General features: G+C 66.3%; 16 protein-coding genes. 9 read left to right on the top strand and 7 right to left on the bottom strand.

Going from position 1 to position 16,848, the window contains the following annotated elements; all coding sequences use genetic code 11:
- Window positions 1-47: 47 nt before the first annotated feature.
- Window positions 48-917, top strand: a complete 870-nt coding sequence (locus ACZYW1_RS22980) for a DUF4436 domain-containing protein (protein WP_463788751.1) — start codon at window positions 48-50, stop codon at window positions 915-917.
- On the opposite strand, the gene ACZYW1_RS22975 is transcribed toward ACZYW1_RS22980, so the two are convergent.
- Entirely contained in the window at window positions 892-2,058 is a 1,167-nt protein-coding gene (locus tag ACZYW1_RS22975) for an acyl-CoA dehydrogenase family protein (RefSeq protein WP_463788750.1), read from the bottom strand. The genes ACZYW1_RS22980 and ACZYW1_RS22975 overlap by 26 nt on opposite strands.
- A 117-nt stretch (window positions 2,059-2,175) precedes the next feature.
- Here ACZYW1_RS22975 and fabG point away from each other — a divergent pair, with 117 nt between their 5' ends.
- The 5 genes from fabG to ACZYW1_RS22950 are packed head-to-tail and all read left to right on the top strand — an operon-like array spanning window position 2,176 to window position 7,262.
- On the top strand, window positions 2,176-2,964 hold the full coding sequence (gene fabG / locus ACZYW1_RS22970; protein ID WP_463788749.1) for a 3-oxoacyl-ACP reductase FabG: 789 nt from the start codon (window positions 2,176-2,178) through the stop codon (window positions 2,962-2,964).
- Entirely contained in the window at window positions 2,961-4,184 is a 1,224-nt protein-coding gene (locus tag ACZYW1_RS22965; protein WP_463788748.1) for an acetyl-CoA C-acetyltransferase, read from the top strand. Before fabG ends, ACZYW1_RS22965 begins: the two co-directional genes overlap by 4 nt.
- Complete coding sequence (locus ACZYW1_RS22960; protein ID WP_463788747.1) at window positions 4,181-5,395, top strand: CoA transferase; 1,215 nt, start codon at window positions 4,181-4,183, stop codon at window positions 5,393-5,395. The genes ACZYW1_RS22965 and ACZYW1_RS22960 overlap by 4 nt, the downstream gene beginning before the upstream one ends.
- Window positions 5,392-6,585 carry an acyl-CoA dehydrogenase family protein gene (locus tag ACZYW1_RS22955; RefSeq protein WP_463788746.1) on the top strand — a complete coding sequence of 398 codons (1,194 nt, stop codon included), beginning with the start codon at window positions 5,392-5,394 and terminating at the stop codon, window positions 6,583-6,585. Before ACZYW1_RS22960 ends, ACZYW1_RS22955 begins: the two co-directional genes overlap by 4 nt.
- A gap of 2 nt (window positions 6,586-6,587) precedes the next feature.
- Entirely contained in the window at window positions 6,588-7,262 is a 675-nt protein-coding gene (locus tag ACZYW1_RS22950; RefSeq protein WP_463788745.1) for a GntR family transcriptional regulator, read from the top strand.
- A 10-nt stretch (window positions 7,263-7,272) separates the two neighbouring features.
- On the opposite strand, the gene ACZYW1_RS22945 is transcribed toward ACZYW1_RS22950, so the two are convergent.
- The 6 genes from ACZYW1_RS22945 to ACZYW1_RS22920 are packed head-to-tail and all read right to left on the bottom strand — an operon-like array spanning window position 7,273 to window position 14,338.
- The gene (locus tag ACZYW1_RS22945) at window positions 7,273-8,886 is read right to left on the bottom strand and encodes a class I adenylate-forming enzyme family protein (protein WP_463788744.1); all 1,614 of its coding nucleotides are present in this window, start codon (window positions 8,884-8,886) and stop codon (window positions 7,273-7,275) included.
- A complete protein-coding gene (locus ACZYW1_RS22940) occupies window positions 8,879-10,438 on the bottom strand; it encodes a class I adenylate-forming enzyme family protein (RefSeq protein ID WP_463788743.1) in 1,560 nt (519 codons plus the stop codon). Before ACZYW1_RS22940 ends, ACZYW1_RS22945 begins: the two co-directional genes overlap by 8 nt.
- Window positions 10,428-11,903: a class I adenylate-forming enzyme family protein gene (locus ACZYW1_RS22935; RefSeq protein ID WP_463788742.1), complete on the bottom strand. Its 1,476-nt coding sequence runs from the start codon at window positions 11,901-11,903 to the stop codon at window positions 10,428-10,430. Before ACZYW1_RS22935 ends, ACZYW1_RS22940 begins: the two co-directional genes overlap by 11 nt.
- Window positions 11,900-12,682: an enoyl-CoA hydratase/isomerase family protein gene (locus ACZYW1_RS22930; protein ID WP_463788740.1), complete on the bottom strand. Its 783-nt coding sequence runs from the start codon at window positions 12,680-12,682 to the stop codon at window positions 11,900-11,902. Before ACZYW1_RS22930 ends, ACZYW1_RS22935 begins: the two co-directional genes overlap by 4 nt.
- Window positions 12,679-13,491: an enoyl-CoA hydratase/isomerase family protein gene (locus tag ACZYW1_RS22925; protein ID WP_463788739.1), complete on the bottom strand. Its 813-nt coding sequence runs from the start codon at window positions 13,489-13,491 to the stop codon at window positions 12,679-12,681. Before ACZYW1_RS22925 ends, ACZYW1_RS22930 begins: the two co-directional genes overlap by 4 nt.
- Before the next feature lie 28 nt (window positions 13,492-13,519).
- Complete coding sequence (locus tag ACZYW1_RS22920; protein ID WP_463788738.1) at window positions 13,520-14,338, bottom strand: enoyl-CoA hydratase/isomerase family protein; 819 nt, start codon at window positions 14,336-14,338, stop codon at window positions 13,520-13,522.
- A gap of 120 nt (window positions 14,339-14,458) precedes the next feature.
- Here ACZYW1_RS22920 and ACZYW1_RS22915 point away from each other — a divergent pair, with 120 nt between their 5' ends.
- The 3 genes from ACZYW1_RS22915 to ACZYW1_RS22905 are packed head-to-tail and all read left to right on the top strand — an operon-like array spanning window position 14,459 to window position 16,833.
- Window positions 14,459-15,127: a hotdog family protein gene (locus tag ACZYW1_RS22915; RefSeq protein ID WP_463788737.1), complete on the top strand. Its 669-nt coding sequence runs from the start codon at window positions 14,459-14,461 to the stop codon at window positions 15,125-15,127.
- Window positions 15,128-15,928, top strand: a complete 801-nt coding sequence (locus ACZYW1_RS22910; protein WP_463788736.1) for a FadR/GntR family transcriptional regulator — start codon at window positions 15,128-15,130, stop codon at window positions 15,926-15,928. It begins immediately after the preceding gene.
- Entirely contained in the window at window positions 15,925-16,833 is a 909-nt protein-coding gene (locus ACZYW1_RS22905; protein WP_463788735.1) for an enoyl-CoA hydratase/isomerase family protein, read from the top strand. The genes ACZYW1_RS22910 and ACZYW1_RS22905 overlap by 4 nt, the downstream gene beginning before the upstream one ends.
- Window positions 16,834-16,848: the final 15 nt, after the last annotated feature.

Genomic DNA, 16,848 nt, shown 5'->3' with positions numbered 1-16,848 from the left:
CGGCGGTACGACCGCCTTCGGTCGCGGCGGCGTGCGAGAATTCCGCCGTGAAAAAGGGGGCCATTGCTGCCGTCGTGTTATTCGTCGCGGCGTACGTCGCCACGATCGTCCTGTACAGCCACACCGGCATGGGGCGGCCGCACGAGGTCGCCCACGGTCAGCCGACGGTCGATGGAACCACCGTCGTCTGCGATGTCGAGGAGCTGGCGCCGGTCAAAGGGGTACTGACCGTCAACCTCACGGTCATCCCGGGCCCGTCCCTGCTGGATCCGGAAACCCACGGGCTCAAGGAAGACCTCAGCGTCGCGGTCGCATCCGCCGTGGTGCCGACCAAACGGACGTGGTTGAAAGACGTTGTTCCCGGGGTGTTTCCGGTTCAGCTGACGGTGACCGGGGATCCGTCGAGCTGGCCGTTCGACCGCTATGAGACCGGGTCTGTCACCGTGGAGTTGTTTCACGGCCGTAAGAAGCCCGAACGTGCGTCGGTGACGGTCTTCGACCGGATTCCGGGATGGAAGGTCGACGTCGTGAATGCCGGCGACCGCGCGACCCCGACGCCGTATCAGGTGGTGCTACACCGATCGCCGAGCACCGCGGCGTTCGCGGCGATCATCCTCGCGGTGCTGGTGACACTCGCCGGATTGGCCTTGTTCGTCGCGGTCCAAACGGTGGCGTTCAAACGCGAATTCTTCCCGCCGATGACGACGTGGTATGCCGCGCTGCTCTTTTCGGTGGTGCCACTGCGAAACGCACTTCCCGACGCGCCACCGATCGGCTTCTGGGTCGACGTCACCGTCGTGCTGTGGGTGATCGTCGTCCTGGTCATTTCCATGGCGCTCTACGTGTACTGCTGGTGGCGACACGTCAACGCCAAGCCGGCGAAGCCGCCCGTCACTGCTTGCGCTGGGCCGCCTTGACCAGGTTTCCACCGATGATGAGTCGCTGGATCTCGCTGGTGCCCTCGTACAGTCGCAGCAGCCGCACGTCGCGGTAGATGCGCTCCACCGGCACGTCACGCATGTAGCCGCTGCCACCGTGGATCTGCACCGCGAGATCGGCGACCTTGCCGGCCATTTCGGTGCAGAACACTTTGGCCGCCGAGGGGGCGATCCGCCGATCCTCGTCGTGTAGCCACATCCGGGCGGCATCGCGAACCAGGGCGCGGCCGGCCATCACCCCGGTCTGCTGGTCGGCCAGCATCGCCTGCACGAGCTGAAAGCTCCCGATCGGATTGCCGCCCTGGGTGGCGGAGGCGGCGTACGCGACGGACTCGTCGAGAGCGCGCTGGGCGGCACCCACCGCCAGCGCCGCGATGTGAATCCGGCCGCGCGCAAGCGATGTCATCGCCGCCCGGTAGCCGATGTCCTCGCTGCCACCGATCAGCGCGGAGGCCGGCACCCGCACATCGGTGAAGCGGACGTCGGCGGTCCAGGCGCCCTCTTGCCCCATCTTGGCGTCTTTCGGCCCGACCTCGACACCGTCCGCGTCCGCGGGCACCAGAAAGACCGCGATGCCGGGTCCCGCGTCGTCGGCCGGGCGGGTGCGCGCGAAGACCACGAACAGGTCGGCGACGGGGGCGTTGGTGATGTACTGCTTCTCGCCGGTGATCACCCAGTCGCCGTTGTCATCGACGGCCTTGGTGCGCAGGCCCGCCGGGTTCGATCCGGCGCCGGGCTCGGTCAGCGCGAACGAGGCGACCTTGCCCGAGGCCAGCGCCTCCAGCCAGGTGGCCTTCTGCTCGTCGGTGCCGAAGCCGACCAGGACCTGGCCGGCGATGCCGTTGTTGGTGCCGAACATCGAGCGCAGTGCCAGCGAGGTGTAGCCGAGCTCCATCGCCAATTCGATGTCCTGGGTGATGTCGAGCCCGAGCCCGCCCCACTCCTGCGGAATCGCGTAGCCGAACAGGCCCATGTCCTTGGCCTGCTGGCGAAGGTCGTCCGGCACTCGGTCCTCGGCCAGAATCTCCTGCTCGCGGGGAACCACCGCGGTGCGGACGAATTGGCGGGTCGCCGCCAGGATCTGCTGGAAATCGTCGTCGTCGACGGCCGCGGTGGGCATGGATCAACACTCCTTCTTCAGCGGTTCGATGGGGGCGGACAGGCCCGAACGCTGCGGTGCCGGGACCCCGCCGGTCGCCATCCGGGCACGATCATATATGAAATATGATGTTTGATGATGCCCGGCGCCCGGTCGCCGAGGACCCGACAGAAAGACGGTGATCGTGTGTCGTTGTTGAGCGGTAAGACTGCAGTCGTCACGGGGGGAGCCCAGGGTCTCGGCCTGGCCATCGCGCAGCGGTTCGTGGACGAAGGTGCGCGGGTGGTACTCGGCGACCTCAATCTCGAGGCGACGCAGAAGGCGGCCGCCGACTTGGGTGGCGACACCGTCGCACTGGCGGTGCGCTGCGACGTCACCTCCGGTGACGACGTCGACACCTTGCTGGCTGCCGCGGTGGACAGCTTCGGCTCGCTCGACATCATGATCAACAACGCCGGCATCACTCGCGACGCGACCATGCGGAAGATGACCGAAGACCAGTTCGACCAGGTGATCGCCGTGCACTTGAAGGGAACCTGGAACGGGTTGCGCAAAGCCGCGGCGATCATGCGGGAGAACAAGAGTGGGGCCATCGTCAACATGTCGTCGATCTCGGGGAAGGTCGGCATGATCGGCCAGACCAATTATTCGGCGGCCAAAGCCGGCATCGTCGGCATGACGAAGGCGGCCTCCAAGGAGCTTGCGCATCTGGGTGTGCGGGTCAACGCGATCCAGCCCGGGCTGATCAGGTCCGCGATGACCGAGGCCATGCCACAACGCATTTGGGATGAGAAGCTGGCCGAGATTCCGATGGGGCGGGCCGGCGAACCCGAAGAGGTCGCCAAGGTCGCGCTGTTCCTCGCGAGCGACCTCTCGTCGTACATGACGGGAACCGTGCTCGAGGTGACCGGCGGCAGGCATCTGTGAGCGTCCGCGAAGCGGTGATCTGTGAGCCCGTGCGCACGCCGATCGGGCGGTACGGCGGAATGTTCTCCTCGCAGACCGCCGTCGACCTCGGCGTCGCCGCCCTCACCGGACTGCTCGAACGAACCGGCGTTGCGCCCGAGGCGGTGCAGGATGTCATCCTCGGCCACTGCTACCCGAGCAGCGAGGCCCCGGCGATCGGACGGGTCGTCGCGCTCGATGCGGGCCTGCCGGTGACGGTTCCCGGCATGCAGGTCGACCGGCGCTGCGGATCGGGCCTGCAGGCGGTCATCCAGGCGTGCCTGCAAATCCAGTCCGGCGACAACGATCTCGTGGTGGCCGGTGGCGCCGAAAGTATGAGCAACGTCGCGTTCTACTCCACCGACATGCGCTGGGGAGGTGCCCGCGGCGGTGTACAGGTTCACGACGGGCTGGCTCGCGGCCGGACCACCGCCGGTGGACGCCACTATCCGGTGCCCGGCGGGATGCTGGAAACCGCCGAGAACCTGCGCCGCCAATACGACATCTCCCGTCAGGAACAGGATGAACTCGCGGTGACGTCGCACCAGCGCGCGGTGGCCGCACAGAAGGACGGCATCCTCGCCGAGGAGATCATCCCGGTCACCGTCCGCAGTCGCCGCGGCGAGGACGTGATCGACACTGACGAGCACCCGCGCGCCGACACCACGGCCGAATCGCTGGGCAAGCTCAAACCCGTTCTGCTGAAGTCTGATCCAGACGCAACGGTGACGGCCGGCAATTCCAGCGGGCAGAATGACGCGGCGTCGATGTGCCTGGTGACCACTCCGGAGCGGGCAGCCGAACTCGGACTCACGCCGCTGGTGCGTCTGGTGTCCTGGGCCGGCGCCGGGGTGCCGCCCAACGTGATGGGGATCGGGCCGGTGCCGGCCACCGAACGTGCGCTCGCCAAAGCCGGCCTGCAACTCAGCGACATCGACCTCATCGAGCTCAACGAAGCGTTCGCCGCCCAAGCGCTTGCCGTCATGCGGGCGTGGGACTTTGGCTCGGCAGACCTCGAGCGGACCAACGTGCACGGTTCGGGAATCTCGCTGGGCCACCCGGTCGGTGCCACCGGCGGCCGGATGCTGGCCACTTTGGCCCGCGAACTCCAGCGGCGCCAGGCGCGCTACGGCCTGGAGACCATGTGCATCGGCGGCGGGCAGGGTCTCGCGGCGATTTTCGAGCGGGTCGAGCCGCGGTGACCGCGCCGCTGGCCGATCTCACCATCGTCGAGGTGTCCAGCTTCGTCGCGGCACCCTTGTCCGGTATGACGCTGAGTCAACTCGGCGCGACGGTGATCCGGGTCGACCCCATCGGCGGCGCGTCGGATTCCAACCGGTGGCCGCTCAGCCCGGACGGCACATCGATTTACTGGACCGGCCTGAACAAGGGAAAGCGTTCGGCCACCATCGATCTGCGCTCCGCAGAGGGTCAGGAGCTGGTACAGCGGTTGATCGTCGAGGGCGACGGCATCGTGGTGACCAACGCCGCCGGATTGTCCTGGTTGTCCTACGACACGTTCGCCGCCAGGCGTCCCGACGTGATCCACCTCCAGGTGCTCGGCCGCCACGACGGCTCCACCGGGGTCGATTACACGGTCAACGCGGCGACTGGGTTTCCCTTGGTCACCGGCCCGGTCGACCACGCCGGGCCGATCAACCATGTCCTGCCGGCCTGGGACGTCTGCTGCGGTCTCTACGCCGCGCTCGCCGTCGTCGCGGCGGTGCGTCGTCGCGACCAGACCGGTGCCGGCGCGCAGATCAGCCTGCCGCTGGAGGACGTCGCCCTGGCCACCGCCGGCAACTTGGGACTGCTCACCGAACCTCAGATCAACGGCGCCGAACGCGAACGCCTCGGCAACGCCATCTATGGGCAGTACGGTCAGGATTTCACCAGCGCTGACGGCGCCGCGTTCATGGTGGTGACGTTGACGAAGCGGCACTTTCGCGACCTCGTCGAGGTCACCGGTTCGGGTAAAGCCGTTGCTGCCCTGTCTGATTCGCTATCCGCCGACTTCGGCGACGAGGGGGTGCGCTACCGGTACCGCGCGGTGCTGAGCGGATTGTTCTCGACGTGGTTTGCCGACCACACGGCCGCCGAGATCACCCAGGCCCTGTCGGCGACCAGCGTGTTGTTCGAGCGCTACCGGAGTTTCGCGGAGACCGCTGCCGACGAGCGAGTGACCAACAATCCGTTGTTCTCTCGGCTGCATCAGGACGGCCTGGGTGAGTATCTGGCACCCGGCATGCCGACCGTTTTCGACGGCAGTCACTTCGCGGCCACGCCCGCACCCCGGCTCGGCAGCGACACCGCCGACGTCCTCACCGAGACGTTGGGGCTGAGTGCGGCCGATGTGGCCCGCCTGACCGATTCGAGCACGATCTCTGACAGAAAACTGAAAGGTCCCTCATGACCAAACTCGCCCAGACGCTCGGATTGACCGATGTCCAGAACGAAATCATTGCCACTGTACGACAATTCGTCGAGAAGGAAGTCATCCCGAACGCGCCGGAACTGGAGCGCACCGACACCTATCCGCAGGCGATCGTCGACCAGATGCGGGAGATGGGTTTGTTCGGGTTGATGATCCCGCAGGAGTACGGCGGACTGGGCGAGTCGCTGCTGACCTACGCCCTGTGCATCGAAGAACTGGGCCGCGGCTGGATGAGTGTGTCCGGGGTGCTCAACACCCACTTCATCGTCGCCTACATGTTGCGCCAGCACGGAACCGACGAGCAGAAGCAACGGTTCCTGCCGCGCATGGCGACCGGTGAGATCCGCGGATCGTTCTCGATGTCGGAGCCGGAACTGGGGTCCGACGTCGCCGCGATCCGCACCCGCGCCACCCGGGGCGACGACGGCGATTACACGATCCACGGCCAGAAGATGTGGCTGACCAACGGCGCCAGCTCGAGCTTGGTGGCGGTGCTGGTCCGCACCGACGAGGGCGCAGAAGCGCCGCACCGCAACCTGACTGCGTTTCTCATCGAGAAGCCGACCGGGTTCGGCGAAGTCAAGCCCGGACTGCTGATCCCGGGCAAGATCGACAAACTCGGCTACAAGGGGATTGACACCACCGAGTTGATCTTCGACGGTTACGCGGCGAATGCCGACGACATCCTGGGCGGAGCTCCCGGCCAGGGTTTCTTTCAGATGATGGACGGCATCGAAGTCGGCCGGGTCAACGTCTCGGCCAGGGCGGTCGGAGTGGCCATCCGCGCGTTCGAACTCGCCGCACGGTACGCGCAGCAACGGCACACGTTCGGCAAGCCGATCGCCGAACACCAGGCCATCGCGTTTCAAATCGCCGAGATGGCAACCAAAGTCGAGGCCGCCCACCTGATGATGGTCAACGCAGCCCGGCTGAAGGATTCCGGTGAGCGCAACGATGTTGCGGCGGGTATGGCGAAGTACCTGGCCAGCGAGTACTGCGCCGAAGTGACGCAGCAGAGTTTCCGGATCCACGGCGGGTACGGCTACTCCAAGGAATACGAGATCGAGCGGCTGATGCGTGACGCGCCGTTCCTGCTCATCGGCGAGGGCACCAGCGAGATCCAGAAGTCGATCATCAGCAAGCGACTGCTCGCCGAGTACCGGATTTGACCGTGAGCGCACCGGATTTCGCCGCGCGACCTCAGCTGTCGGAAGATGTTGCGCGCTATGTCCGTAAACGGATCTTCGACGGCACCTACTCGGCCGGAGAGTACGTCCGGCTCGAGCAGCTTGCCGCCGAACTGGGAATCAGTGTGACCCCGGTGCGGGAAGCTCTCTTCGAATTGCGTTCTGAGGGACTGCTGGCGCAGCAACCCCGCCGTGGCTTCGTCGTGCTCCCGGTCACCAAACGCGATCTCGCCGACGTCGCGAATCTGCAAGCCTACGTGGGTGGTGAGCTCGCCGCACGGGCTGCGGTCAACATCGACGACGAGCAACTACGCGAGCTCAAGGCAATTCAGGCACAGCTGGAAGAGGCCTACGCGGGCAATGATGTCGAGCGCACGGTTCGACTCAACCACGAATTCCACCGTGCCATCAACGTCGCGTCGGAATCGCCGAAGCTCGCACAGATGATGTCCCAGATCACCCGTTACGCACCCGAATCCGTCTTTCCCATCATCGACGGCTGGCCCGATCAGTCGATCAAGGACCACCGCCGGGTGGTGGCCGCGTTGGCCAGACGCGACAGCGAGTCGGCCCGCTCGGCGATGTCGGAGCACCTGGCCGCCGGCGCTGCGCCTCTGATTGATCACCTCGCCGAGCACGGCGTGGTCGACAGCGACTGACACCGGCCGACTACAACCGATCCTGATGCCCCGTGCTGTTCCGGTGCTCTGGCTGGCTGTTGTCGCGTTCCTGCTCTCGGTGTGAGTATGTGGCGGACAGCATTTCTCGCAGCCGCCGGACGTCCACCTTTCCCGTCGGACCGCGTGCAATCGCGTCGTCGTCGAGTAGCAGCCAGACGGTCGGGACCTTGAACGAACTCAGCAGCTCTCGTGCCGATCGCCGAAGCTGCTCGACAGTGGTCGCCTCGGTGTCGCACACCACCGCGGCCCCGACCTGATCTCCCTGTGCACCAACGACGTTGGTGACGAATGCGTTGTCGACGCCGTCGATGTCACGCAGCGCCTGCTCGACCTCGGTGGGGTAGACGGTTGCACCGCTGACTTTGAACATGTCATCGGATCGACCGTGGTAGAACAGAAATCCGTTGTCGTCGAGCCGGCCCAGATCACCGGTGGGGTAGAAGCCGTCGGCGGTGAACAGCTCCTCGCGGCTGCGCCGGCAGACTCCGCGCAGTGTGTGCGGTCCCCGGATCTGAATGGTGCCGATGCTGCCCGGCGCTACGGGCCGCCCGTTTTCGGGATCGGTGATACGGACCTCCATGCCGGGGAAGGGCTTGCCGCAGCTGCCCCACGCCGAACGCGGCATGTCGGTGTCGGCCGGATACCCGCAGTAGGGTCCGAAGGCCTCGGTCATCCCGAACAATGTTGCCCGAGCGCCTGGTTGAGCACGCTGGTCGGCCGGTAACAGCGCGGCCAGGCTCGCGGGGCGTAGTTCGGACAGGTCGACCCGGCCCCGGTGCGGGTGTTTCGCCAGTGCTTCTGCCTGATCCGGCCACCCGCGGAACAGCGTGACTCGCTCGCGTTCCAGCAGGCTCAGCGTGGTCTCCGGTTGCGGGCGCTCTTCGGTGACCAGCGTCGCGCCGGCCGCCAATGCGGACAGCACGCCGCCGCCGAAGCCGCCGACCCAGAAGAAGGGCATCGGCAGATACAGACGCGTCTCGGCATCGATGCAGCGGCTGGCCAATCCGGACCGGACCGCGCCCAGTGCACTCCCGTGCGAATGCACTACGCCTTTGGGCGGTCCACCGCTGCCCGAGGTGAACATGATGACCATCGGATCACTGGGCGTGACCGTCGCGGCGACGGCGTCGACCAGGGCCGCGTCGATCGCCGTCGGCAAATCGTCGGCGCTCCAGACGCGCCGCAGCGCAGGGAGTTCGGGTCGTAGCAGCCATCCGGTGGGGTCGGGCAGGCCGAGAACGGCCGCGAGATCGTCGAGATAGCGGTGCCCGCGGAACTCCTCGACGCTGACCAAGGTCTGGACGGAGGCGGTACGCAGTTGCGCGACCAGTTCCCGTCCGGTCAGCAATGTGCTCAACGGAACCAGTACAGCGCCGATTCGGGTGAGCGCGAGGGCGATCTGTACCCAACGGACGCTGTTGGGCATGATGAGCCCGACCCGGCTGCCCTTCCCGACGCCGGCGTGGATCAGCCCCGCCGCCAGTTCCGTTGTGCTGTCTGCGAGTTCGCGGTAGCTGAGCCGGCGCTCGGGATCGACCACCATCGGCTTGGCCGAGTGATCGGCCGCGCGGCACCGAATCAGCTCGTCGATCGTGTCAGGCATCGAAGAGGCTCTTCATGCGCGGCAGATCCGGTTTGCCGCTGGCCAGCAGCGGCACCTCAGACGGCGGCACGATCGCGAAACGGCGCGGAATCTTGTAGGCCGAAAGTCGGGTGGCCAGCTCGCCGCGCAGCTCGGCTTCGTCCAGTTCAGCCCCGACGACGACGGCCACCGCGACTTGCCCGCGGTCGGGGTCGGGGAGTCCGAATACGTACGACGGGCCGCCCGTGACCGACCCGATCGCCTTCTCGACCTCGGCGGGCGAGACATTCGCGCCGGCTGTCTTGATCATCGAACCGCGTCGGCCGAGGTAGTAGACGAAACCGTCGCTGTCGGCTGCCGCCAGATCGCCGGTGTGCAACCAACCGTCGGGGTCAAAGCAGTCCTCTTCACGGCGCTTGTAATAGCGTTGCATCAGGGCGGGCCCGCGAATGCAGAGTTCGCCGCGGGCACCGTCTTCGACTTGCTCCCCGGTGTCCGGATCGACGATCTCGGCCTGCAACCCCGGTGCCGGTCGGCCGAATGAACCACGCCGACGCTCAGGCTGGTCTGTCTCGTCACCGCTGATCAGCACCACACTGCCGGCCTCGGTGAGCCCGAGCATGTTGTGGCGCAATTCGGGGTCGACCGGTCGAGCAGCCGGATCCATGATCGGATACAGATTGCCCCGTCGCATCGACAACAGGTCTCGGCCCGCAAAGCTCGGATGCCGGGTCAGACCGACTATCCCCGCGACGAAACCGTTGGTAATGGTGGGTCTTTCGGCCTCGAGCAGATCGAGAGTCGCGCCGGGATCTTCGCTGATCGAGCACACCAGTGTCGCTCCGGCGATCATGCTGGCCAGTAGCGCGAACCCCAGTCCGCCGATCCAGAAGAACGGGGAGTTGCAGAACAGGGTGTCCGAAGCGGTGAGATTGCGGACCTCGTTGAGGTTCCGTTGATGGCCGATCAGTGCAGCGTGCGTGTGCAGCACTCCCTTGGGCGCGCTCGTGGTACCCGACGTGTAGACGATCGTCAGCGGATCCGGGCCGGCCACATCGTCTTCCAGTGCGCTCAGCAGTGATTCGTCGACCGTCTCGGCTCGCTCCAGCAGCGGCGTGGCATCGAAGAACACGTGCCGCAGGCGCGGTGCGACGAGCGCGAACGATGGATCTGCGGACTCGAAGGTGTAGTCGGGTAGCACCTCGGCCAACCTTTGCACATAGTCGTGCGACCTGAACGACGGTGCTGCAAGCAGAATCTCGGCATCGCTATCGACGAGTTGCTCGAGCAGTTCCGGTGCGGTGGCGAAGGTCGAGAAGGGTATGACGACGGCGCCGATCCGCGCAGCGGCGAGCAAGGCGACGACGAAGGCGACGCCGTTCGGGTAGAGCAGCCCGACGTGAGTGCCCTTGCCGGCGCCGAGCGCGACGAGACCACGGGCCAGCAGGGCGGAACACCGGTCCGCCTCGGCGTAGCTGAGGCGTTCGGAATCGCAGATCAGCAACAGCTGATCGTCTCGGTCGTCGGCGCGCATCCGCAGTATCTGGCTGACGGTTGCCGGCTCATTCCGCATGACGACTCACGGCTTCGTCGAAATGCCGGCGAACCGCGGCCAGGTCGGGCTTGCCGGAGGGCGTTCTCGGGATCTCCTCGACGATCACCACCTTGGCGGGGATCTCGTAGCGTGCCAATCGGTTTCGGAGATACTCGACGATCTGTTCGGCACTCGCCGAGTGTCGCACCCGTAACTCGACCAGCGCCACCGGTATCTCGCCGAGACGCGGGTCGGGCCTCCCCACGACGGCGGCGCCGGCCACGGCTGGATGACTCTCCACTGCGGCGCGAACGTCGTCGGGCGACACTTTGAAACCCCCGCGGATGATGGCCTGATCGGCGCGGCCGACGATCCACAAGAATCCGTCGGCATCGATGCGGCCGACGTCGGTGGTACGCATCCAGTCTGCCGAGGGGCCGAGTTGGGCGGGCTTGACCTCCAGCAGCCCGATGTGGTCGGGTCCGACCGGAACACCGTCGTCGTCGACGATGCGCAACTGAGCCCCGGGGTTGGCGCGGCCCACACTGCCCCGCTTGGCCCGCCAGTGGTCCCGGTAGTCGGGCAACGTCCAGCTTGCGACCCCGCCCCCGAACTCTGTTGCGGCATAGGATGTCAGAACCGGGATTCCGAACTTCTCGGTGAACGCGTCGGAGTCGTCGGGCGACAGCGGCGCGGTGCCCGACGTCACCGCGCGAATACCGGACAGGTCCTCACGGGACAGGTCCGAGTGCAGCACCATCCGTAGAGCGGTCGGCACCAGCGACACCGCGCGCGGACGATGAGCGCGCACCGCCTCCGCCCACCGGTCCAATTCGAAGCGCTCCAGCAGCACGAACGGCCGCGCCTGCGCTACGCACTGCAAAATGCGGAATACGCCCCCGATGTGGACCAGGGGCGAGTTGACGATCGCCACTCCACGACGCACCTCGGTGGGTGTCGAGTCGGGAGTGCTGTCCGGTCCGAGAGCACTGTGGGCCAGCATGTCGTAGCTGAGGTCCACCCGTTTGGGAGGTCCGGTGGTGCCGCTGGTCAGCATCCGCACCGCGATCCCCGGCCGCGGTTGTGCCGCGCTATTCTGGCCGGCCGCCGCCACTTTCGGGTTGCGGTCGAGATCAGAGATCGACACCGTCGTCGTGGCTGCTTGTTCGCCGAGCGTCGCCAGGTCGTCCGGCTCGCCGATGATCAGCGGCAGCGCGAGCTGATCGACGTCGGTTCTGATCCGCTCGCCGCCGCGGGCCGGGTTGATCACCACGACCGTGGCGCCGCGGCGCAATACGCCGAGCAGACTCGCCACCTGCGCCGGACGATTGCGGAGCATGATGCCGACCTGAGGTTGCCCGTCACCGATGCCGTCAGCAATCCGCTGGGCCAGCGCGTCGACCTGCCGCCACGAATACCATTGCCGCTCATACTCCAGGGCCGGTGCGCCGGGTTCGAGGCGCAACACGTCGTCGATGCGCCGACTGAGCCGATGCGACGTCATCGAACGTTCGGATCCGACACCCGTTGCCCGCCGCCGTTCGCCAGCTCGGCAGTCCCGATCGGATTCCCGAGCCGGGTGTAGATGAGCCCCTGTTCCATCGCGGCCCGATACGGCTTGTCGAGCGACTCCCATATCGCCTTGACGGTTCCCTGAGTGGCTGACGGCGGCTTGGCGGCGATGGTCGCGGCGATCTGGTGCGCCCGCGACCACAGGTCTTCCGGGGCGACCACCTCGGACACCAGGCCGATCCGCAGAGCGGTGTCGGCGCTCACCCGTTCGTCGTTGCCCATCAACGCCATTCGCAGCGTCTCACCCAACCCGATTCGCCGCATCAAGCCGATCGGTTCCAGCGCGCACACCAGGCCGGCTGAGACGTGGGAGTCGAAGAACGTCGCGTCGCTGGAGCAGATCACCACGTCGGATTCGTTGACGAAGTAGAACGCCCCCGCGGTACACATGCCCTGCACGGCGCACACCACCGGTTTCCACATCTTCTGCCATTTCGGGCTGAGCGCCTCGCCGGGGTCCTCGTGATTCCAGATGTTCTCGGGCTGGCCGTAGGGCGCGGTGATGTCGAGACCGGCGCTGAAAGCTCGGTCGCCGGCGGCACGCAGCACCACCGCGTGGACGGAGTCGTCCGCTTTGACGATGCGCCATACCTCGATCATCTCGTCGCACATCGTTCGGTTGAACGCGTTGAGTTGCCGAGGCCGGTTCAACGTGATGGTGGCGACGTGGTCGCCGTCGCCCACATCAAGTTGCACCGTCTCGAACGTCACCGGCACTGCCACTCCGGTGGCCGCTTCTCGACGAACGCCCGGGGACCTTCGAGCGAATCCTGGGTGTGCAGATTGCGTTCGCGGAACGCTTCGGCCAGCAGCTCGGCTTCGTGCAGCGGCAGGTCGAGCCCTTTGACGATCGCCAGTCGAGTGCCCCGAACGGCTAGTGGCGCATTCAAGTTGACGGTGTCGGCGATCTCGTGGGCGCGCTCCAACAGGCGTTCGTGCTCGACGATCTCGCTGATCATCCCGAACTCGTACGCGCGCTGAGCCGTCATCCGTTCGTGCTTGCCCATCAACGCCATCCGCAGCGCTATCGAGCGGGGCAGCACTCGGGCGACCCGGACCAACTCGCGTGCGGCAACCAGTCCGATGCTCACGTGCGGGTCGAAGAACGTCGCCTTGTCGGACGCGATCACGATGTCGCCGGTGGTGACCCAGTCCAGGCCGGCCCCGCAACACAATCCGTTGATCGCGGCAAGCACCGGTTTGGCCATGGTGCGAAACGGCGGGGTGCCTTCCTGCGGCGCCTCCCATTGCTCGTAGGTGGACAGGTACGGCCGCTCGTTGATGACCTTTCCGTCACCGGGGATCGCCTTGACGTCCGCGCCGGTGCAGAACGCCCGACCGGTTCCGGTGACGATGAGAATCCAGACCGCGTCGTCGTTTTCGGCTTCGGCATACGCCTGCCGCAGTTCGGTCACCATGTGCGGGCTGAGGGCGTTGAGCGCGTCGGGACGGTTCAGGGTGATCGTGGCTTTGTGCCCGTCCACCTCGTAGGTGATCGTGTCGTAGGGCGGGGATGACAACTCAGCACTCCTTCGGTCCGGCACGCCGTCAACGCCCGCGGAAACGCGGCGCGCGCTGCTCACGGAAAGCCGCGAGTCCCTCTTTGAAATCGGCTGTTCGGCAGGACAGTTCGACGTCGAACAGCTCCTGCGTCATCGAATCGCTCAGCGATGCGTGCTGGCCGTAGTGGATGGCCTGCTTGGCCAGGCCAAGAGCCACCGTAGGCCCGTCCGCCAGGCGCGCCAGCAGATCATCGGTCGTCCGGTCCAGGTCGGCCGGCGCCACAGCCTGATGGATCAGTCCCCAGGCGGCGGCATCGGTGGCGCCGATTTTGTCTCCGAGCAACAGCATCCGCTTGGCGCGCGCGATGCCGACCAGCCGCGGCAGCAGCCAGCTCGACCCCGAATCCGGGCTGAATCCCCTCGCCGCGAACGGCTCCCAGAACACCGCGTCGTCGGCGGCCACGGTGAAGTCGGCTGCCAGCGCCAGGTTGCAGCCCAGGCCGGCGGCGAAACCCCGGACACTGCAGACCACCGGCAACTGGATGCTGTGCACGAGCTCGATCACCCGGTTCGCGCCGTGCGGTACGCGCCGTAGCAGGTCACCGGTCCGTGGTCGGTGCTCGCTGCTGCCGGTGGCCACCCAGTCGACCCCCGAGCAGAAGTCGTCACCCGCGCCGCGAAGGTGGACCGCCCGCAGCGAATCGTCCGTGGCAGCATCGGTCAGCGCGTCGACGAATGCCGCGATCATGCTCGGGGTCAACGAATTACGGCGTGACGGCCGATCGATGGTGAGACGCAGTATGGCGCCGTCACGACTCGAGCTGAGCGAGCCGTCGATCGCTGCGGGGTCCGCGTCCTGGCTCACCGAAGGATCTGCCCTTCCCTGTCGATACGGATACCTCTACAGTAGGCGCTACAATTGCTGCGCTGTATAACTTAGCAAGGAAAGCCGCCGCGCGGAACACAACCGTCGGGAAGAGGTCGGATGGGCGAACACCAGTCAGGGGCGGGCGTCCGATTCGGCGAGGCGCCGCTGGCTCAGACCATCGCGGCGGCCGGTGCGATCCGCCGACTGGGCAACCTGCTGCTGTCGATCGAACATCCGCACCCCACCGTGGACGCGATCGTCGCCCGGATCGGGGAGTGGGAGGCCGAGTTGAGCGCGGTGATTCCGCCCGACAATGCACCGCGGGTCGGAGCTGACGAGGCCGGGGTCTCGCGGGTCTACCTGGATCACGCGACAGACATCGGATCGTTCAACCCGTGCTTTCCGGAGTACCGCTTCGATCGCCTCGACGACGAGACCGCCTCGGGGACGGTGACTTTCCCGTTGGTCTACGAAGGCCCGCCCGGCCTGGTCCACGGCGGATTTCTCGCGGTGTTCTTCGACAGCGTCATTCAACACCAGAACTGTGTCACCGGACTCGCCGGAAAAACCCGGTCACTCGAGGTCACCTTCCGGCGACCGACACCGGTGCTGACCGAGCTTCGATTCGACATCACCCGCACGCAGGAGCAGCGCGGCATCGCCTCGACGGCCCGCCTGCTACTCGGTGAAGAGGTGCTGTGCCGCGGTGCGGTCACCACGCTGGCACTGCCGCCGGAGAAGCTCACCGGGCATCGACTCGGCAAGCGGCGAGTCGAGCAGGTCTGAATGGTCGTCCAACGATTTCGCCAACCGCGGGTGGCCGAACTCGTCGCCTCGAAGTTGAGGGACGACATTCTGTCCGGGCGGCTGAAGGAAGGCGACGTACTGCCATCGCAGGAGGCACTTTTCGCCGAGTTCGGCGTCAGCCCGCCGGCCCTGCGGGAGGCGATCCATCTCCTGGAGACCGACGGACTGATCTCGGTTCGCCGGGGCAACGTCGGAGGGGCTCTGGTGCACCATCCGACTGCCGAGCGGACGGCGCACATGATCAGCATGGTGTTGCAGACCCGGGCCGCGACTCCGGTCGACGTCAGCGAGGCGCTGATGCATCTCGAACCGATCTGTGCCGGGATGTGTGCTGCGCGTGCGGACCGCATGACCGAAGTCGTGCCCTATCTGGAGAGCGAAATAGGCATTCAGACAGCGCAATTCGACGACCTGTCGCAGTATGTGCCGAATGCCCGCCGGTTCCACGAGACATTGGTGTCCCGGTGTGGGAACGAGCCGATGATCCTGCTGATCGGATCCCTGGAGCTGATCTGGTCGGCGCACGAGTCGGCGGTCTGGAATGGCCATGGTGAGCCGGCGCCGATGGTGGACAAGACCCGGCGGGCGGCGCTACGCGACCATCAGCGGTTGCTCGACGCCATCCGCGACGGCAATGCCGCCAGGGCAGTCCGGTTGGCGCAGGACCACCTCGCCGCGGCTCGCCGCAATACGCTCGCATTCGGCACCGGACAGACCATCGAGGCGAAGCTGGTGTCGAACCTCGACCTGGGCATGGACAAGAAAGGGTCGGGTGCATGACTGCCTCAGACAGCGGTGACGAACGCGTCCTGTTCGAGATCGAGCCGGAAAAGCGAATCGCCACAATAACGTTGAACAATCCGCAGCGGCGCAACTCCTATGACGCGGCGATGCGGGATGCCGTCGCGCGCTGCCTGGACCGGGTGGCCGACGACGACGACCTCACCGTGGTGCTGCTGCGGGGAGCCGGCGGAGTGTTCAGTGCCGGCGCGGACATGAACAACGCCTACGGCTGGTACGGGGAACGGGATTCGACACCAGCAGCCGGCGAGTCTCGACCGGCGAAGAGCCGGCCCAGCCAGCGCCGCCGACTCACGGTCGACCGCAAGTCGTTCGGCTTCTACCACAACCTGATGGGTTTCCCGAAGGTCACCGTGGGGGAGATCAGCGGCTACGCCCTCGGCGGTGGATTCGAAATCGCGTTGATGACAGACATTTCCGTCATCGCGCGAAATACCAAGATCGGCATGCCGGCCACCCGCTTCCTGGGCCCGGCGCTGGGCAGCCTGCACATGTTCTTCCACCGGCTGGGCCCGGTGCTGACCAGGCGCCTGCTGCTGACCGGCGACATCGTCGAGGCCGAGACGGTGGAGCACCTGGGCGTCTTCACCGAGACCTGCGAAGCCCAGCACGTTGCGGCGCGGGCCCGATACTGGGCCGAGAAGGCCGCCAAGATGCCGGCCGACGGTGTCGTCATCGCCAAGGAGGCATTCCGGCTGGTCGAGCAGAGTCAGGCCTATCAGGGTGAGGAAGTCGCGAGCTATCTCTTCCACGCGTTCGGCACGAATCTGCAATTCGCACCGGGGGAGTTCAACTTCGTCAAGACCAGGGCTCAGCACGGAACCAGGGAGGCATTCCGACTCCGGGACGAGCATTTCGAGGTACCGGAGCCGCCGCAAGGCTGAGTGGTACAGGCTGGG

The organism is Mycobacterium sp. IDUB_36, assembly GCF_055419225.1.
This window is presented reverse-complemented; position numbering and strand designations above follow the sequence as displayed.

Excerpts from the sequence above, each read along its gene's own strand:
- ACZYW1_RS22975 (WP_463788750.1), bottom strand. The coding sequence starts at position 2,058 with ATGCCCACCGCGGCCGTCGACGACGACGATTTCCAGCAGATCCTGGCG.
- fabG (WP_463788749.1), top strand. The coding sequence starts at position 2,176 with ATGCCCGGCGCCCGGTCGCCGAGGACCCGACAGAAAGACGGTGATCGT.
- ACZYW1_RS22955 (WP_463788746.1), top strand. The coding sequence starts at position 5,392 with ATGACCAAACTCGCCCAGACGCTCGGATTGACCGATGTCCAGAACGAA.
- ACZYW1_RS22945 (WP_463788744.1), bottom strand. The coding sequence starts at position 8,886 with ATGCCTGACACGATCGACGAGCTGATTCGGTGCCGCGCGGCCGATCAC.
- ACZYW1_RS22940 (WP_463788743.1), bottom strand. The coding sequence starts at position 10,438 with ATGCGGAATGAGCCGGCAACCGTCAGCCAGATACTGCGGATGCGCGCC.
- ACZYW1_RS22935 (WP_463788742.1), bottom strand. The coding sequence starts at position 11,903 with ATGACGTCGCATCGGCTCAGTCGGCGCATCGACGACGTGTTGCGCCTC.
- ACZYW1_RS22915 (WP_463788737.1), top strand. The coding sequence starts at position 14,459 with ATGGGCGAACACCAGTCAGGGGCGGGCGTCCGATTCGGCGAGGCGCCG.
- ACZYW1_RS22910 (WP_463788736.1), top strand. The coding sequence starts at position 15,128 with ATGGTCGTCCAACGATTTCGCCAACCGCGGGTGGCCGAACTCGTCGCC.
- ACZYW1_RS22905 (WP_463788735.1), top strand. The coding sequence starts at position 15,925 with ATGACTGCCTCAGACAGCGGTGACGAACGCGTCCTGTTCGAGATCGAG.